The organism is Methylorubrum sp. GM97 (assembly GCF_024347855.1).
In the GTDB taxonomy this organism is placed as follows: Bacteria; Pseudomonadota; Alphaproteobacteria; order Rhizobiales; family Beijerinckiaceae; genus Methylobacterium; species Methylobacterium extorquens.
On record NZ_AP025942.1, the window covers coordinates 2917308 to 2935455 of the forward strand.

An 18148-nucleotide genomic window follows, 5' to 3' on the forward strand; every position below is an offset into this window, starting at 1 on the left:
GTCATGTCAATTCGTCGTCGTGCGAATCGAAGGCGGTCGCGCCAGCAGCAAGCGGGGCGTCCTCTTCAGACGCCGACGCCATACCCTCGAAGGTGCGGAACCGACGCCAACGCGCGAGATAGCCGGTAGTGCCGGCTCCCGCGATAAGGGCAGCGTGTATCACATGATCCCGGCCCAATGCCATGTCCAATTCGGTGTTGGACAGGTCATCGACAACGGGAATAACCGATATGGCATCGCCGTAGCGCCGCCGCAAGGCAGCTGCGAGCTTGCGCCGGCCGTCTGGAGCGGCATCGCTGGCGTGAATCACCGCCGCGACGCCGACCGCTCCGAGAGTCGCCGACTCGACCTTGCCGAAGCCGGTCACGACGCAACCGGCCTTGTTGGCCATAGCCAAGGCCTGACGCAGATCGGTGCGAAGACCCTCGGCGACCTGATCGGCGAGATCGGGCGGGACCTTCGCCTCGTTGGACTTGAAGGCGCGGTTGAAGGCACGGCGCTTGACCGCGGCTTCGATCGTCGCGCGCGTGGCGGTCACCCACGCACCGCGACCCGGCAGGCGTGCGCGCAGATCCGGCACCACCGTGGCGCCCGGTCCCAGCACGAAGCGGATCATCGCCGAGGGCGACTGCGCTTTACGGGTAACGATGCAGGTGCGCACAGGCTCCCGGCCGCGGCCTGGGCCACGGTCGAGATCCGGGCCGGTCTCGGCCGATTCGCCGTCCGTGCCCCCCTGCGCGATCATATCCTGCACCGTGTCTCCGTATGTGTCCCCGCGCCTCCGGCTCAAGCCTGCTGCGGCTCGGCCGTCGCTTCCTCGGTTGCCTCGCCGTCCTGGGCGTCGCCCTCGGAGGCCTCACCCTCCGGCTCCGGTAGCGCGTCGATCCAGCCGGCCTTCAGACGGGCGGCCATGATCAGCGCCTCGGCCTCGGCCCGCGACAGTTCGAAGCCGTCGAGATAGCCGGCATGGCGCACGGCCTCGGGGCCGCGGCCTTCGGTGTAGCCGACGAGATCGTCGGTGGCGCAGCCGGCAAGGTCCTCGACGGTCTTCACCTCGTTCTCGCCCAGCGCCACCATCATCGCGGTGGTGATGCCGTCGATCTCGCGCAGTTCGTCCTCGACGCCGAGTTCGCGGCGGCGGTCGTCCTGCTCCTGCTCGATCCGGGCGAGGTAATCCTGAGCGCGGGCCTGGATCTCGGCACCGGTCTCCTCGTCGAGACCCTGGATGTTGGAGAGTTCGGCGACATCGACGAAGGCGATTTCCTCGACGTTGCGGAAGCCTTCGGCGGCCAGCAACTGGCCAACCGTCTCGTCCACGTCGAGCGCTTCCATGAACGCCTGAGTCCGCTCCGCGAACTCCTTCTGGCGCCGCTCGGATTCCTCGGCCTCGGTCAGGATGTCGATGTCCCAGCCGGTGAGCTGCGAGGCCAGCCGCACGTTCTGGCCGCGGCGGCCGATGGCCAGCGAGAGCTGGTCGTCGGGCACCACCACCTCGATGCGGTCGGCTTCCTCGTCGAGCACCACCTTCACGACCTCGGCCGGCTGCAGCGCGTTGACGATGAAGGTCGCCTGATCTTCCGACCACGGAATGATGTCGATCTTCTCGCCCTGAAGCTCGCCGACCACCGCCTGGACGCGGGATCCGCGCATACCGACGCAGGCGCCGACCGGGTCGATCGAGGAGTCGCGGGAGATGACCGCGATCTTGGCGCGCGAGCCGGGATCGCGGGCGACCGCCTTCACCTCGACGATGCCGTCATAGATCTCCGGCACTTCCTGGCCGAACAGCTTGGCCATGAATTGCGGGTGCGAGCGCGACAGGAAGATCTGCGGCCCGCGCACCTCGGAGCGCACGTCGAACAGGTAGGCGCGGATGCGGTCGCCGGGGCGGAAGGTCTCGCGCGGGATCATCTCGTCGCGGCGGACGATGCCCTCGCCGCGGCCGAGATCGACGATAACGTTGCCGTACTCGACGCGCTTGACCACGCCGTTGAGGATTTCGCCGATCCGGTCCTTGTACTCGTCGTACTGGCGGGCGCGCTCGGCGTCGCGCACCTTCTGGACAATGACCTGCTTAGCCGACTGCGCCGCGACACGGCCGAAATCGAACGGCGGCAGAGTATCGGAGATCACATCGCCGATGAGGGCGCCGGGGTTGTAGCGGCGGGCCTGATCGAGGGTGATCTCACGGGCATCGTTCTCAACCTGATCGACCACGAGGAGGTGGCGGGACAGGCGCAGCGCGCCGCTCTTCGTGTCGATCTCGGCGTGAACGTCGGTCTCGGCGCCGTAGCGGGAACGGGCCGCCTTCGCGATCGCCTCTTCCATCGCCTCGATGACGATCTGGCGGTCGATCACCTTCTCGCGGGCGACCGCCTCGGCGATCTGCAGGAGTTCGAGCCGATTGGCGCTGACGACAGCCATGGGGTCTGGTCCTTCCTTCGGTCGTGTCTTCCGCTGCGAGAGCGGACTTATTCTCAAGGTCTTCTTGCATCGCGACGGCGCCGGTACCGGCCGCTCGAAGCGATGCCGCGGAATCAGTGAAGCGTGTCGCGGTTCTTGAGGCGGGCGGCCTTCGTGACGATGCCGCCGCCGGGCTTGGGCTTCTTCGCCTTCACCGGCTTGTCGGATTTCTTGTCCAGCTTGGGCTTGGGCCGCTTCGGCTGCGGGATGAAGCGGACCTGCGGCGCCTCGTGCTCGGCTTCCGCGCCCTCTTCCTCGTCGCCCTCTTCGCCGTCCTGCGGCGGGGCAGAGCCACGGCGGAGCGATTCGCGAATCAGCTCGTCCGTCAGAACAAGATGCGCCTCGCCGAGATCGCGCAGCGGTACGTCGATGCGGCTCGGAAGGCCCGGCTTCACGTCGGGAAGATCGATCGGCACCGTGGTGCCGTCCGCGCTCGGAACCCCGATGATGCCGCGGAAGCGCTTGCGCCCGTCCATCGGCACGGCAAGCTCGACCTTTGCCTCATAACCGGCCCAGCGCTCGAAATCGGAAACGCGCACCAGGGGCCGGTCGATGCCGGGCGACGAGACTTCGAGATAGTAGGCGTCGCCGACCGGGTCCTCGAGGTCGAGGATCGGCGAGATCGCGCGGCTCACCGCCTCGCACTCATCGACGCCCATCGTGCCGTCGGGCCGTTCGGCCATGATCTGCACAGTGCGGCCGTTGGTGTTCGAGATCTTCACCCGGACCAGCCGGAAGCCGAGGCCCTCGATCGGTCCCTCGACGATCTGGGCGACGCGCGCGGCGACGCCGGTCTCGCTGACAAGACGTTTCTCGGTAGGCTCCGCCATGCTGTGATTTTCCGAAGGTCTCGATCGGGGTTGAGCTTGGCAAATCCAGCGCTGGAGGTGCTCGCGAAAATAAAAAAGAGCGGACCCCGGGGGCCCACTCCCGCAAGCAGCCTATCGACTGCACCAGAAATGTTGAGCCGTGACTTAACCCCGCTGCGTGGCGAATTCAAGCGTTTCGAAGCGCGTTCCCCGGCCTCCCGTGTCGCGATCCGGCCATCCCCGCTGCAAACACCGCCTCGTCCGCACGCGAGAGGGGAGGGAGCATGCAGCCACCGAGGATCGGACCGGATCCGGGTGCCCTGCACCCGATGGCCGGGCACAGCCGCGTGACCTTCATTCGCAACCTCGACCTGCCGGAGAATGTCGAGGTCGGCGCCTACAGCTACTACGATGATCCGGCCGGGCCGCAGGCCTTTCTCGACGCGATCCTCTACCACTTCCCCTTCATTGGCGACCGGCTGGTGATCGGGAAGTTCTGCGCCCTCGCCGCAGGCACGCGCTTCCTGATGAACGGCGGCAACCACCGCCTCGACGGGCTTTCGACCTACCCCTTCCCGATCTTCGGCGGCGACTGGATCGGCCGCTTCGAGGGCGAGCTGAACTTCCCTAATCGCGGTGACACGTGCATCGGCAACGATGTCTGGCTCGGATATCAGAGCACCGTGATGCCGGGCGTCACCGTCGGCGACGGGGCAGTGGTCGCGGCGCATTCGGTGGTGGCGGCGGACGTCCCGCCCTACGCGATCGTGGCCGGCAACCCCGCAAAGGTTGTCCGCCGCCGTTTCTCGGAAGAAGACGCCGCACGACTGCAGGCGGTAGCGTGGTGGGATTGGCCGATCGAGCGGATCACGGCTCACCTGCCGCTGATCGGCGGCGGCGACATCGCCGCACTCGAAGCGGTGGCGCGGGACGGCTGATCGGTGGTGCCGTAGGGGACCAGGGGCGGCGCCAGCTTCATCGGCCCGTGTTCGGTGGCCAGAACCGCCGCGATCCAAGCGAGCAGCAGGACGAAGAGAACGACCTCCCGCAATGAGAGACGCCTCGGGCGCTTTGTTGGACGGTTGGCCATTTAGCAGAGGTCGGAAGCGGGTATGGGCCGCCTTTAACATCCGACTGTTTCTAACATATGTTATAAAACGACGCACTCACCGTCGTGGATCGTGCTCCTGCTTCGGACGATCGCCCAAACGAAAACGCCGCCCCGGTCAGGGACGGCGTTTCGATATGGTCAGGGCCGTGAAAGGCTAGGCGGCCTGCTTGGCCTTGTTCAGCAGCTTACGGTTCACCAGCACCTCGGCGATCTGCACCGCGTTGAGGGCCGCGCCCTTGCGCAGGTTGTCCGAGACGCACCAGAAGTTCAGGCCGTTCTCGACCGTGGCGTCCTCGCGGATGCGGGAGATGTAGGTCGCATCCTCGCCCGCCGCCTCGTGCGGGGTCATGTAGCCGCCGTTCTCGCGCTTATCGATCACGAGCACGCCCGGCGCCGCACGCAGGATCTCGGTCGCCTGCTCCGGCGAGATCGGGCGCTCGAACTCGACATTGACCGCCTCGGCATGACCGATGAAGACCGGCACCCGCACCGCGGTCGCCGTGAGCTTGATCTTGGGATCGAGCATCTTCTTGGTCTCGGCGACCATCTTCCACTCTTCCTTCGTGTAGCCATCCTCCATGAACACATCGATGTGGGGGATGACGTTGAAGGCGATCCGCTTGGTGAACTTCTTCGTCACCACCTCGCCGGCGGTGAAGACAGCGCGGGTCTGGCTGAACAGCTCGTCCATCGCCTCCTTCCCGGCGCCGGAAACGGACTGATAGGTCGAGACCACGACGCGCTTGATGGTGGCCGCCTCGTGGAGCGGCTTGAGCGCGACGACGAGCTGTGCGGTCGAGCAGTTCGGGTTGGCGATGATGTTGCGCTTGGAGAAGCCCACGACCGCGTCGGCATTCACCTCCGGCACAATCAGCGGCACGTCGGCGTCGTAGCGAAAGGCCGACGAATTATCGATCACCACGCAGCCTTGGCTGCCGATGCGCGGGCTCCACTCCTTCGACGTCTCGCCGCCGGCCGACATCAGGCAGATGTCGGTGTCGGAGAAGTCGTAGGTGTCGAGCGTTTTGACCTTGAGAATCTTGTCGCCGAAAGAGACTTCCTGGCCCAGGCTCCGGCTGGAGGCCAGCGCCACGACCTCGTCGGCCGGGAAGGCGCGCTCGGCCAGGATGTCGAGAATCTCGCGGCCCACATTGCCCGTGGCTCCGACGACGGCGACCTTGTAACCCATCTCACCAAACTCCGCTGCGCGGGCCGGATGTCACCGGACCGCCTCTTCCCGTAGCCGGCGGACGCACCGCTCGGGCCTAGGTTCGGGAAGATTCCATAGGCTGAAGAACCCGCCCCGGTTTGTCGAGGTGGGCTCTCAAAGCACCCGGAGCAAGATGCCCGCCGTGCTCCCCTGTCAAGGGGCACCTGCCGGCGGTCGCTGCGCAGACGTGACAGGATGGTGCGCGCGGCAACCCGGCATTCACCATCGAACGAGGAATCCGAGGACAGGCCGTGTTTCCTCAACCCGCTGGTGGCGGGCGCCGGGGCAGAGATCGGGCAACGGCGAGGGCCTTTACGGCCCCGCGGACCCGATAAAGGCCTGCGCATGCTCCCCCATCCGGACGACGCCTTCGACAGATCCGACGATTTCCAGGATCTGCCCCGTCCCCGTCCCCTCGGCCACCTGCGGCTGGCGGCCAAGCTCGCGGCCAGCGCGGCCCTGATCGCTGGGCTCTCCCTGGTCGCCCGCGATCGGGCCGTGGCACCCGAGCCGCCGCAGTCTTGGAGCGAACCGCCGCGAGCCGCCGAGGGCGCGCGCCGGGCGATGGCCGCGACGGAGCCGCTGCTGACGTTGCGGGACGACGCGGCCGAGTTGCCGCCCCAGCCCGGACCGACGCGGTGGAATTCCGGCAACGGACAGCGTGAGGACAGCGTGAGCCAGGGCGCGTTCGACATGATCGAGGCGCCGTACCTCCTCCTCACAGCCACCGATGCGGGCGGCCGAGCCGAGCCGGGCGCCAGCCTGTTCGTGACGCTGGTGCGCCGGGCAGCCGACGGGCGCGGCCTCTCCGTCATCCGCACCGGAGAGCGCGGCATCGTCGCGACCACCCTCGGCAGCTTCGAGACCGTCGAGGCCACGCTGTCGGCGGCAGGCAAACGCAGTTGCACCGGCTTTCGCAGCCTCGACCTGAAGGCGGTGGCGATCGACGGCTGGTTGTGCGGCATCCTCGGGCAGGCGCCGGAACCCCGCTCCGTCGCCTGCGCCATCGACCGGATCACGCTGGCCGGCCGTGTGACGGCGGCGCTCGGCGCCGATGCCCTCACCGGTGCGAGCGCCTGCCGGATCGAAGAGGCCGCCGCAGTGCCGGGCGATAGCACCGGCTCGATCGCCGTCGCCGAGGCGCCAACGAAAAACAATACGGCAAAAACGCGGCGAAAATGATGAAGCGCGGCCATATTCGCGGAACAACGGCCACGCCAGAACGTCTACTCTGCAACAAGCGGGATTCTTAACGAACGGCCCGTACCGTAGGCTCTCACACGACAAGGTACGCCATGCGCTTTTCCAAGCTCGCCCTGTTGGGCGCCATGACCCTCACCGCGATCGGCTTCGGAACCAGCGCTGAGGCCCAGGGCCCCTACGGTAACCCCGGCTACGTTCGTGTGAGCCAGCCGCTGCCGATCCGCATCCGTCCGCGCTCCTGGCTCGATGCCGGCAATGTGGTCGAGCCCGGCAACGGCTCGGTGGCGAACCCGGCGACCAACCCGGCCTTCATCGCCGCCTCGAACGCACTTCTGCCGCCCTACGGCCCGACCGACCGTTACGGTCGTGGTGTGCTGCCCGATCCGATCACCAACGGCCCGTTCATCGGCGCGCGCTCGACGGCGATCCGCAATGTCGATTTCTCGGCCGTCGACGCGATCGACCCAACTTCCTACGTGGCGCGCTACGGCAACCCGTACCGGTAAGAATTACACGTCTGAGCGACGGATGGAGCGGGCCCTTCGGGGCCCGTTTTTGTTTCGAGGGCGTCAGGTCTTGAGCACCGGCTCTGCGACGTCACCCGCGCCACGTTCGGCCAGATAATGGGGCTGAAACAGGCACATGCGCACCGCATCGCGGTAGCGGCCGTTGACGAAGAACTCGTCCCTGAGAATGCCCTCTGGGCGGAAGCCGCAGCTTTCATAGATGCCGGCCGCGCGTTTGTTGTCCTTGTCCACATGCAGGTAGAGCTTGTGGATGTTGAGCACCTTGAACGCGTAGTCGATGGCGATGCGGGTCGCGCGCTTGGCGTAGCCCTTCCCCTGATGGTCGGGGTGGATCGCGATCTGGAACTCACAGCGGCGGTGCAGATGGTTGATCTCCACCAACTCGACCATGCCCGCGGGCTCGCCACGCTCCGTCGCGATGATGAAGCGCCGCTCGGTCTGATTGTGGATGTTGCGCTCGTAGAGCTGCGCCAGTTCGGCGAAGGACTCGTAAGCCTCCTCGAACCAATAGCGCATGATGCTGTCATTGTTGTTGAGCTGATGCACGAAGAGGAGGTCTTCGCGCTCCAGCGGTCGTAGCTTGATACTCATGTCCGGACTCGGGCCAGGGCGGAATCGGTTTTGGCCCCTGGCCTACTCCCACGCCGACCAAGACGGAATGATGAAAGCCGGCTTTACAGCGCGCGAAGCCCGGCTTCCTCGAGGGCCAGGGCGCGGGCAGCGGCCTCGTCCAGGTCATCGAGCGGCCCCCGGAAGCGCAAGGCCCGGGTCGGCTCGCCGGCCCGCATCACCAGAACCACCGTCTCGACATCCGGGCAGCCGGGATCGGGGCAGGCGATTTCGTTGACCGACAGCGCGTCCGCTTCGCTCAAGCCGAAGGCCGGGTGAAGCAAAGCCTTGGCGCGCGAGGCCGCCTGCGCCAGCCCGGCCGAGCGGGCACGCCAATCTTTCAGGCTGATGAAGCCCATTGCGCGCTCCTCCGCTTAGAGCGCTTTCCGCCGAAGTGGACGCCGGTTCGGCTAAAGAAAGCGCGTCACAACAATGGCCTAGAGACACCGGCCTGATGCAATCAGGTCGGATACGGCTTTAGGCCGCCGCCCTGCGCCAGGCCGGGAAAGGATCGGGCAGGTCCCGATAGGCCTCTGCATCGAAGCGCCGAACCTCCGCCGGACCGACGAGGCAGGCATCGAGCGCATCGGTGATCGCGTCCCGGTCCATGCCCCGGCCAATGAAGACGAGTTCCTGGCGCCGGTCACCCCAGACCTCGCTCCAGACCGTGTGAAGGCGCTCGCGGAAAACCTCTTCCTCCGGCCAGCGCTGGCGCGGCACCGCTGCCCACCAGAACCCCATTGCGCCGATATGGGCGACGGCACCGGCCAGCGAAAATTCACCGACCCATTCCGGCCGGGTCGCGAGCCAGAAATGACCCTTCGCCCGGATCAGCCCCGGCCAGGTCGTGTTGGCGAACGCCTGGAATTTCTGCGGATCGAGCGGCCGGCGCGCCCGGTAGACGAAGGAACTGATGCCGTATTCCTCGGTCTCCGGCACATGCTCGTGGGCGCCATAGAGTTCCTTGAACCAGAGCGGGTGCTCCTGCGCCTTTTCCTCGTCGAACAGCCCGGTATCGAGGATAGTGTCTGGCGGCACTTGGCCGTGGGATGCCTCGACAATGCGCGCATCCGCGTTGAGCCCCCGCACCACCGAGCGCACGAGGTCGAGATGACTCGGCGAGACGTCGCGCGCCTTGTTGATTACGACGACGTCGGCAGACTCGATCTGCTCCACCAGCAGATCGACCAGGGTGCGGGTGTCGTCGGCGCCCGCGGTCTCGCCGCGCTGGCGCAGGAAGTCGTTTGAGCCGTAATCCTTCAGGAGGTTCACGGCATCGACCACGGTCACCATCGTGTCGAGCCGCGCCACGTCGCTGAGCGCTTCACCGGCCTCGTCGCGGAAGGAGAAGGTGCTCGCCACCGGCAGCGGCTCGGCGATGCCCGTGCCTTCGATTAGCAGGTAGTCGAAGCGGCCCTCGGCGGCGAGGCGGCGAACCTCGGCCAGAAGGTCATCGCGCAGGGTGCAGCAGATGCAGCCGTTGGTCATCTCCACGAGCCGCTCGTCCGTGCGCGACAGATCCGCCCCACCGCCACGAACGAGGTCGGCATCGATATTCACCTCGCTCATATCGTTGACGATCACCGCGACGCGCCGACCCTCGCGATTGTTGAGAACGTGATTGAGCAAAGTCGTCTTGCCGGCACCGAGGAAGCCCGACAGCACGGTGACGGGGAGGCGAGAGGGGGTCTCAGACATGATTCATCCGCGAAGGCGAGGCTCAAAACGTTACTTTATAACATTGCAAGCGCGTCGAGCCGTCAAGTCGGATGAGCGGAAAAGACGGTCGACTCATGGACCGTCTCGGGAGAAAAGGCCGGGGCGGCACCGAGGCGGACGCACCGCGCTCGCGCCGCGGGACCAATGCGGTGTTTCATCGGTTGCAACCGCACGCATTCGGTTTGCACGAAGGAGGGTGAACGGGTGCGACCCTGGCGCGAGGGACCGGGCGACCGGCGCAGCTACCATCACGGCAACCTCAAAGAGGCGTTGATCGAGGCCGCGCGCCGCTTCATCGCCGAGCGGGGCATCGGTGGCTTCACGCTGGTCGATGCCGCTCGCTTGGTCGGGGTGACGCCCGCGGCGCTCTATCGCCATTTCCGCGGGCGCGAGGCCCTGTTGGAGGAAGTGGCGGGCCGCGGCTTCGCCGACCTCGCCGACCGGCTGGCCCGGGCGCTGGCGGGCCGTGGCACGCCGCTGGAGCGCTTCACACGCATGGGTGAGGCCTATCTCGCCTTCGCCGAGGAAGAGCCGGGCTACTACGCGGCGATCTTCGAAGTGCGCGGTCAGGCAGCCCCGGCGCCTGCTCCTGAGCGGCCGAATCCGTTCAATCTTCTGGTCGAAGCTCTCCGCACGACCTTCCCCGACGGTTTCGACGGCGTCGACCCACGCTTCCTCGCACTTGAGGTCTGGGCGCTCTCGCACGGGATCGCCACGCTGTCGGCTGCCAGCCAACTGCCGAAGCCCGGGCCGGACAAGTACGAATTGCTGCGCGCGGGCGTTCTCGCGCTGGTCCACGGCGCCGGTGGGCGGGCGAAGGACAAAGGTTAGCGCAAGGCTTTCGCGCCGCCGAATCAGGGCCTACGCCCGAGGCCGGCAAAATCCAGGTTGATCGCTCGCAATCGATGGCCGTGCTGTTTGGGGCCGGACCCTTGAAACGGTCGAGGCGGGTCCGCATGTAAATGTTGTTCACATTCACACCCCGGAGTCCTCAGCCGTGAACACGTCCTCCACCTCTCCCTGGTCCTGCGGCGCGTCTCACCGCAGCGGTCCTTTTCCCAAGCGTTCCCTCGAAATCGGCGCGATCGTTGTCGCGTTCATCTATTGGTGGCCAGTCGCCGCCGCTTACGTCGCCTGGAAGATCGCGGGCTATCCCGCCTTCAGCCAGATGAAGGAGTTCGCCAACAGCGGCAGCTTCAACTTCGCGGGCGGTGAGGGCCGGTCGCGCTTCGCCCGCGCTTTCGCGGCGGCGAAGGGGTGTTCCGGCACCAGCGCCACATCCGGCAACTGGGCCTTCGAGGAGTATCGTCGGGCCGAACTTGAGCGCCTAGAAGCACGTCGCCGTGCGCTTCAGGAAGAGAGCCGCGCCTTTACCGACTTTGTCGAGGAGCTGAAGCGGGCGAAAGACCGCGAGCAGTTCGACGCCTTCATGGCCAAGCGCCGCTCCGAGGGCGGTGGCCCGACCATCGAAGCCTGATCCTTCCGCTTCTCGACCGATCGCTGCTCCAGTGAAGGGCCCCCCGCCGGCAGGCGGGGGCCCTTTGTGCGTTGGACAACAAAGAGCGTGCGCTGCAGCAAATCCGTCACACCGGGCGGTTGTCTCCGCTCGAACCCGCCATAACTGCGACGAGGGGGAACAAGCGTTGGCCGGGCGCCTTGTGAGACACAGGAAACGCCCGCCAGCCAGAACGACGATCGATTCCTTTTCCCAGCGGAGACCGGTGGCCTGATGCGGCGTGCCCATACGATGCGATTCGGCAGCGAGTTTGCCGAGGACGGTGTGCGGTTCGCCCTCTGGGCACCGACCGCCAAGGACGTGACCCTTGTTGTCGACGGGACGGACCATCCGATCCCCGATGTCGGCGAGGGCTGGCGCCGCACGACGCTGCCGGGGGTGAAGGCCGGTGCGCGCTATGGCTTCCGCATCGATGGCGACCTCGTGGTGCCGGACCCGGCCTCCCGTTTCCAGCCCGAGGACGTTTCCGCACCGTCCGAGGTGATCGACCCCAACGCTTATGCGTGGTCCGACCAAGAGTGGACGGGACGGCCCTGGGAAGAGGCGATCGTCTACGAGGTGCATGTCGGCACGGCCACGCCCGAGGGGACTTATGCCGGGCTGGAGAAACGCCTCGACGATCTGGTCGATCTCGGCGTCACGGCGATCGAGTTGCTGCCGCTCGCCGACTTCAAGGGAACGCGCAACTGGGGCTATGACGGCGTGCTGCCCTACGCCCCGGACTCGGCTTATGGCCGCCCGGACGACCTCAAGCGCCTGATCGACACCGCCCATTCCAAGGGCCTGATGGTGCTGATCGATTGCGTCTACAATCACTTCGGCCCGGCCGGAAACTACCTGCACGCCTACGCCAAGACCTTCTTCACCGAGCGTCACCAGACGCCGTGGGGCGCCGGAATCAATTTCGACGGCAAGGAGTCGGGCCCGGTCGTGCGCGACTACTTCATCGAGAACGCGCTCTACTGGCTGAAGGAATACCATTTCGACGGCATCCGCTTCGACGCGGTGCACGCGATCCTCGACGATTCCGAGAAGCATTTCCTGACGGAACTCGGCGAGACGATCCGCAAGACCCTACCGGATCGGCACGTCCATCTGATCTTGGAGAACGAGGCCAATCAGGCCCGCTGGCTGGAGCGCGACAACAGCGCGTCTCCTGTGCTTCACACGGCGCAATGGGCGGACGACCTGCATCATTGCTGGCACGTTCTTCTGACCGGCGAGGATGCCGGCTACTACGAGAGCTTCGCCGACAAGCCGGTGGAGCACCTGGCCCGCTGCCTTGCAGAGGGTTTCGCCTACCAGGGCGAGCCCTTCCCGACCCTCGACAACCATCCGCGCGGCGAGCCCTCGGCGCATCTGCCGCCCTCGGCTTTCGTCACCTTCCTTCAGAACCACGATCAGGTCGGCAACCGCGCGCTCGGCGAACGCCTGAACCATCTCGCCGACCCCAAGAAGCTGGCGCTCGCCCGCGCCGGGCTGCTGCTCGCGCCGCAGATTCCGATGCTTTGGATGGGCGAGGAATGGTCGGCTTCCGCGCCCTTCCTGTTCTTCGTGGATTTCGCGCCCGACGAGGAATTGAACAAGGCGGTGCGTGAGGGTCGCCGCCGCGAGTTCAAGAGCTTTGCCGCCTTCGCTGATGACACCTCGGTGATCCCCGATCCGACAGAGGCGCGAACCTTCGAGGATTCGAAGATCGATTGGGACGAGGCCGAGACCGAGCCGCATCGCGCCATCTGGGCCGACACGCGCAACATCCTCCAGATCCGCCGGCAGAGCGTGGTGCCCCTCACCAAGAGCCGCTACCTCGGGGCCGACGCCAAGATCCCGGCGCCGGGTGTCGTGGATTGTACCTGGCGCTACGCGGACGGCTGGCTGCGCTTCATCGCGAATGTCGGCGACGCGGAGTTCTCGGCGAGTGCCGATGGCGGCCAGGTGATCTGGTCGAGCGGGGCTGTCCGACAGGCGATGGAGCTGCCGTCCTGGACGGGCGTCTTCCTGATCGGTGGCACCAAGTGAATCTCTCTGACGTGAGTGCCTCGAACGTGAGTGATCTCGAACGCCTCGCCGACCTCGTCGGCATCGCCGACGGCTTCACCGATGCTTTCGGGAAGCGGGTCGATACGCCGCTCGATGTGCGCCGCGGCATGCTCGAAGCCCTCGGATTCGCGGCGGCGGGTGACGAAGCGATCCGCCGCAGCCTCGACGCGGTCGAAGCGGTGCGCGCCAACGTGATCCCGCCGCTTCTGGCGGCCGAGGCACGGCGCGGCGTGCGCGTGCCGGTGCGGATGGGCGTGACCTCCGGCGCCGTGGCGTGGCGGCTGGTGGATGAGCACGAGCGCTCCCGGGAGGGACGGGCCACCTTGACTGCGTCGGAAGACGGCACCGGGTTCGACCTGCCGCCGCTGACGCCGGGCTATCACCGGCTCACCGTGACGGTGGGCGACAGCCGGGCCCAGGCCTGGATCGTCTCCGCACCGCAGCGCTGCTGGCGCCCGCGTGCCTATGCCGAGGACGGCGCCCGCGATTGGGGTCTCGCCGCCCAGCTCTACGGGCTGCGCTCGCCGAGCAACCTCGGCATCGGCACCTACGCGGATGCCGGCCGTGCCGCCCGTGATGCGGCTTTGCGCGGCGCCTCGTTCCTCGGGCTCAGCCCTGCCCACGCCCTGTTCCCCACCGACCGGGCGAAGATCTCCCCCTATTCGCCGTCCTCGCGCCTCTTCCTCGAAACCCTCTACATCGAACCGGGCGCGCTACCGGGCTTCGCTGGAAGCCGCGCTGCCGAGATCTTGGAAAGCCACCGCGCCCGCATCGAGACGCTGCGAGACATCTCCCTCGTCGATCATGCCGGCGTCTGGGAGGTTCTCTCGCCCATCCTCGAAGCCTATTGGGAGGATTCCGACGCCCGAACCGGCAAGGATGCCGGCTTCGCGGCGTTCCGCGAGGAAGGCGGCGAGAACCTCACGTCGCACGCCACCTTCGACGCGCTCTCCGAACATTTCCGGACCAAGGGCGCGCACTGGCTCGGCGATTGGCCGGAAGAGTACCGCCGCGCCGGTACCGATGCCGTGCGGGCCTTCTCCGAGACGCATGCGGACCGCATCCGCTATCACATCTTCTTGCAATACCTCGCCGATACTCAGCTCAAAGCCTCGTCCGAGATGGCGCTGGCCGCCGGCATGCGGCTCGGCCTCTATCGCGATCTGGCGGTCGGCGCGGACCGGGGCGGCTCGGAGATCTGGTCGCATCCCGAGCGCTTCGCCAACGGCGTCTCCATCGGCGCGCCGCCGGATCTGCTCGCCCCCAAAGGCCAGGATTGGGGCCTGCCGGCCTTCGATCCGCTCGAGATGGAGCGCGACGGCCTGAAAGCCTTCCGGGCCCTGGTGAGAGCGAACATGCGCCATGCCGGCGCGATCCGCATCGACCACGCGTTTCAGCTTGCGCGCCTGTTCCTGATCCCGCTCGGGCGGTCGGCCCGCGAGGGTGCGTATGTCGCGATGCCGTTCGAGCCGATGCTCGCCGTGCTGCGGCTCGAGAGCCACCGCGCCAAGTGCCTCGTCATCGCCGAGGATCTTGGCACCGCGCCGGAGGGCTTCTCCGATGCGCTGATGCAGTCCGGCATCCTCAGCTACCGTATCCTGGCCTTCGAGCGGGAGCAGGGCGGTGCCTTCAAGGCCCCGAGGCCTATCCGAAGGATGCGCTGACCGCGATCACCACCCATGACCTGCCGACCTTCGTCGGCTGGTGGCGCGGCGTCGATACCGACACCCGACAGTCGCTGGGCCTCTACGACGCCGAGCGCGCCGAGGCCGAACGCACCGAGCGCGTCGCCGAGCGCTGGCGTCTGTCGGAGGCGCTGGCGGCCCAGCAGCTCCTGCCGAGCTCCGAGCCGCCGGAACACGCACCGCTCGAGGCAGCGGCCCGCTATCTCGCCCGCGCGCCGTCGATCCTGACCGCCGTGCAGTATGAAGACGTCGTCGGCGAACTGTCGCAGGCCAACGTGCCCGGTTCGACCGAGGGCTATCCGAACTGGCGGCGCAAGCTCGACCGCAACCTCGAAGCCATCGCCGCCCCCGGCGGGCCGCTTGCCAAGCTCGCCGCCGCGCTGTCGGCTGAGGAGCGGGGACCGCGCTCGGGCGCCGCTCGCCTCGCTTCGGCTCCGCCGCGGGCGACCTACCGCCTCCAGTTCCACGAGGGCTTCACCTTCGCCGATGCGGAGAAGACGGTCCCTTATCTGCAGAAGCTCGGCATCAGCCACGTCTACGCGTCGCCGCTGCAGCGGGCGCGGCCGGGCTCGACCCACGGCTACGACATCGTCGATCATTCCCAGATCAATCCGGAGATCGGCGGTGAGGAGGGCTTCCGCAGCTTCACCGATGCGCTCCACGCCCATGGCCTGAAGCTGCTCCTCGACATCGTGCCCAACCACATGGGTGTGGGCGGCGCCGACAATCCGTGGTGGCTCTCGGTGCTCGAATGGGGCGGTCTCTCGCCCGCGGCCAATGCCTTCGATATCGATTGGGAGCGGCTCGGCGCCAACGGCAAGCTCGTCATCCCCTTCCTCGGCGAGCGTTACGGCGAGGCTCTGGAGAAGGGCACGCTGGAGCTGAAATTCGACGAGGCGGCCGGCGCCTTCAGCGTCTGGCACTACGAGCATCAATTCCCGATCTGCCCGCTGCAATACCCGACGATCCTCAACCGGGCGCTCGCGGCGCTCGGCGAGATCGGCGACGACATGTCGGCGGAGGTTCTGGCGATCACCGAGCGCCTGCGGGCCATGGGTGAGGAGACCAATCTCGAGCGCCGCCGCGCCATGCCGGAGGCCGCCGAGGAACTGAAGCGTCAGCTTGCCGGCACCGTGCGGGCCTCGCCGCAGATCGCCGCCTCGATCTACCGGGCGCTGCATCTCCTCAACGGCAACCGGGACTATCCCGACAGCTTCGGGCCGCTCCACCGGCTGCTCGAACAGCAATCCTACCGGCTCGCCCATTGGCGGATCGCGTCGAGCGACATCAACTACCGCCGCTTTTTCGACGTGAACTCGCTGGCCGGCCTGCGCGTCGAGCTGTCGGACGTGTTCGTCCGCTCGCACGATCTGCTGTTCCGCCTTATCGGCGAGGGCCGGATCGACGGATTGCGCATCGACCACATCGACGGGCTGGCCGATCCGCTGGGTTACGCCCGTGCGCTCCAGGCCGCAGTCGGTCCCGGCTTCTACATCGTCGTCGAGAAGATCCTGGAGCCCGGCGAGAAGCTGCGCGACTGGCCGGTCGCCGGCACCACCGGCTACGACGTGCTGAATCAGCTCGACGGCATCCTGGTCGATCGGGCCCTGAAGCCGCGCATCGAGAAGTTCTATCGGTGGGCCACCGATATGGACACGCCCTACGGCTTCCAGTTCCGCGCGGCCAAGGCGGAGATTCTGGAGATCAGCTTCGCCTCGGAACTCGAAGTGATGACCGGCGACCTCAAGCAAATTGCCGATTCCGACCGGCGCACCCGCGACTTCTCAACAAACGCGATCCGTCGGGCGCTGATCGAGATCGTGGCGCGCTTCCCCGTCTATCGCTCCTACTTGCCCGGTGATCTCGACGAGACCGAGATCGAGGCCGAGGATGTGCGACTGATCGAGGGCGCCGTGCGCAAGGCCAAGCGCTGGAGCGCGCTACCGGATCGTTCGGTGCACGACTTTGCTGCCGATGCCCTGCTCGGCCGGACCGATCTCGGCTCTGCCGGTCACCCGGACCAGCAGGTGGTCCTGCGCTTCCGTCGCCGGTTCCAGCAGCTCACTGGCCCGGTGATGGCCAAGAGCCTGGAAGACACGTTGTTCTATCGCTTCGTCGAACTGCTCGGCCTCAACGAGGTCGGCGGCGATCCCGGCGAGTACGGCCTCGACGCGGAGCACTTCCACGCGCTTCAGGCGGCGCGCGCCCGCGACTGGCAGAACGCGATGATCACCACGGCCACCCACGACACCAAGCGCGGCGAGGATGCCCGCACGCGCCAGCTCGCCCTCTCCGAGCTGCCGGAGGAATGGGCCCGCGCCTGGGACACGTGGCGCCGCGCCTCCGAGCCGCTGATCAAGCAGGTCGAAGGCGAGCCGGCACCGGACCCGAACGACCAGTGGATGTTCCTCCAGGCGATTCTCGGCGCGTGGCCGCTCGAGCTTCTGGACGGCGACGACCCGGGCGCGATCGAAGACTTCCGCAAGCGCCTCGATGCCTATGCCGAGAAGGCTCTGCGCGAGAGCAAGCGCCGGTCGAGCTGGGTCAATGTGGACGAGGGTTACGAGAGCGCCGTCCACGCGCTCTTTGCGGCCCTGGTCGTGCCCGGCTCGGATTGCATGGAGCGACTCCGGCCGCTCGTCCGTCGCCTTGCCTTCCTCGGCATGATCGCGGGACTCGGGCGTACGGTTCTCAAATGCACCCTTCCCGGCATTCCGGACACGTATCAGGGTACCGAGTTCTGGGACTTCTCGTTCGTCGATCCCGACAACCGTCGGCCTGTCGATTACGCGGAACGGGCCCGGGCGCTGGAGGCCGGCGGCACGCCGGACGCGTTGATCGGTTCCTGGCAGGACGGACGCGTGAAACAGGCGACGTTGGCGCGGTTGCTCGCCGACCGGGCGGCGCGCCCGGCCTTCTACGCCGATGCGGATTACCGTCCGCTCCCGGCCGAAGGTGCGCGTGCGGATCACGTCATCGCGTTTACCCGCTCGGCCGTCACCTCGGGTGAGGACGATCTCTTGGTCGCCGTGCCGCGGCTCGTCGCACGGATGACGTCCGAATCGGGTTGGTCCAGCGAAGCCTTCGCCGGAACCGTCCTCCCCGTACCGGCCGGCAGCCGGTGGGTGGACGTGGTCGGCGGCGGCGAGATCACGGCGGAGGGCGACGGGCTCGACCTCGGTCGGCACTTCGCGAAACTGCCCTATCTGGTGTTGCGGCGGGCTGCCTGAGGCGGCCGCACGAAACATCGGCTCAC

Annotated in this window: 13 protein-coding genes and 1 pseudogene; 7 read left to right on the forward strand and 7 right to left on the reverse strand. The window is 67.1% G+C overall.

Annotation, left to right across the window (positions count from 1 at the left end; genetic code table 11):
- Position 1 precedes the first annotated feature (1 nt).
- The 3 genes from MSPGM_RS13475 to rimP form a co-directional block, all read right to left on the reverse strand.
- Positions 2–745: an RNA-binding protein gene (locus MSPGM_RS13475; protein ID WP_261926402.1), complete on the reverse strand. Its 744-nt coding sequence runs from the start codon at positions 743–745 to the stop codon at positions 2–4.
- 41 nt (positions 746–786) lie between these two features.
- Positions 787–2424 carry a transcription termination factor NusA gene (gene nusA / locus MSPGM_RS13480; RefSeq protein ID WP_003598934.1) on the reverse strand — a complete coding sequence of 546 codons (1638 nt, stop codon included), beginning with the start codon at positions 2422–2424 and terminating at the stop codon, positions 787–789.
- Positions 2425–2537: 113 nt separating this feature from the next.
- Entirely contained in the window at positions 2538–3293 is a 756-nt protein-coding gene (gene rimP / locus MSPGM_RS13485) for a ribosome maturation factor RimP (RefSeq protein WP_003598935.1), read from the reverse strand.
- Positions 3294–3556: 263 nt separating this feature from the next.
- Between rimP and MSPGM_RS13490 the strand changes: the two genes are divergently transcribed.
- Positions 3557–4210 (forward strand): CatB-related O-acetyltransferase, encoded by a 654-nt coding sequence (locus MSPGM_RS13490; RefSeq protein WP_003598937.1) that lies wholly within the window; start codon positions 3557–3559, stop codon positions 4208–4210.
- 327 nt (positions 4211–4537) lie between these two features.
- Here the strand turns inward: MSPGM_RS13490 and MSPGM_RS13495 are convergent, their stop codons facing one another.
- On the reverse strand, positions 4538–5572 hold the full coding sequence (locus MSPGM_RS13495) for an aspartate-semialdehyde dehydrogenase (RefSeq protein ID WP_012254075.1): 1035 nt from the start codon (positions 5570–5572) through the stop codon (positions 4538–4540).
- Positions 5573–5938: 366 nt separating this feature from the next.
- On the opposite strand from MSPGM_RS13495, the gene MSPGM_RS13500 reads away from it, so the two are divergent.
- Both MSPGM_RS13500 and MSPGM_RS13505 read left to right on the forward strand, forming a co-directional pair.
- Entirely contained in the window at positions 5939–6775 is an 837-nt protein-coding gene (locus MSPGM_RS13500) for a hypothetical protein (RefSeq protein WP_003598944.1), read from the forward strand.
- 113 nt (positions 6776–6888) lie between these two features.
- On the forward strand, positions 6889–7302 hold the full coding sequence (locus tag MSPGM_RS13505) for a hypothetical protein (protein WP_003598945.1): 414 nt from the start codon (positions 6889–6891) through the stop codon (positions 7300–7302).
- Between the two features lie 63 nt (positions 7303–7365).
- Here MSPGM_RS13505 and speG read toward each other — a convergent pair whose 3' ends face one another.
- From speG to zigA, 3 genes are all read right to left on the reverse strand, one after another.
- A complete protein-coding gene (gene speG, locus MSPGM_RS13510) occupies positions 7366–7914 on the reverse strand; it encodes a spermidine N1-acetyltransferase (RefSeq protein ID WP_003598947.1) in 549 nt (182 codons plus the stop codon).
- Between the two features lie 83 nt (positions 7915–7997).
- Entirely contained in the window at positions 7998–8291 is a 294-nt protein-coding gene (locus tag MSPGM_RS13515) for a hypothetical protein (RefSeq protein WP_003598948.1), read from the reverse strand.
- Between the two features lie 118 nt (positions 8292–8409).
- On the reverse strand, positions 8410–9630 hold the full coding sequence (zigA, locus tag MSPGM_RS13520) for a zinc metallochaperone GTPase ZigA (RefSeq protein ID WP_003598950.1): 1221 nt from the start codon (positions 9628–9630) through the stop codon (positions 8410–8412).
- 225 nt (positions 9631–9855) lie between these two features.
- Between zigA and MSPGM_RS13525 the strand changes: the two genes are divergently transcribed.
- From MSPGM_RS13525 to MSPGM_RS13540, 4 genes and pseudogenes are all read left to right on the forward strand, one after another.
- The gene (locus MSPGM_RS13525) at positions 9856–10482 is read left to right on the forward strand and encodes a TetR/AcrR family transcriptional regulator (protein ID WP_003598952.1); all 627 of its coding nucleotides are present in this window, start codon (positions 9856–9858) and stop codon (positions 10480–10482) included.
- Between the two features lie 166 nt (positions 10483–10648).
- On the forward strand, positions 10649–11128 hold the full coding sequence (locus MSPGM_RS13530) for a DUF2852 domain-containing protein (protein WP_012753115.1): 480 nt from the start codon (positions 10649–10651) through the stop codon (positions 11126–11128).
- A gap of 252 nt (positions 11129–11380) precedes the next feature.
- Complete coding sequence (gene treZ / locus MSPGM_RS13535) at positions 11381–13186, forward strand: malto-oligosyltrehalose trehalohydrolase (protein ID WP_003598956.1); 1806 nt, start codon at positions 11381–11383, stop codon at positions 13184–13186.
- Positions 13183–18122, forward strand: a pseudogene (locus MSPGM_RS13540) (malto-oligosyltrehalose synthase). Before treZ ends, MSPGM_RS13540 begins: the two are co-directional and overlap by 4 nt.
- The last annotated feature ends 26 nt before the right edge of the window (positions 18123–18148 follow it).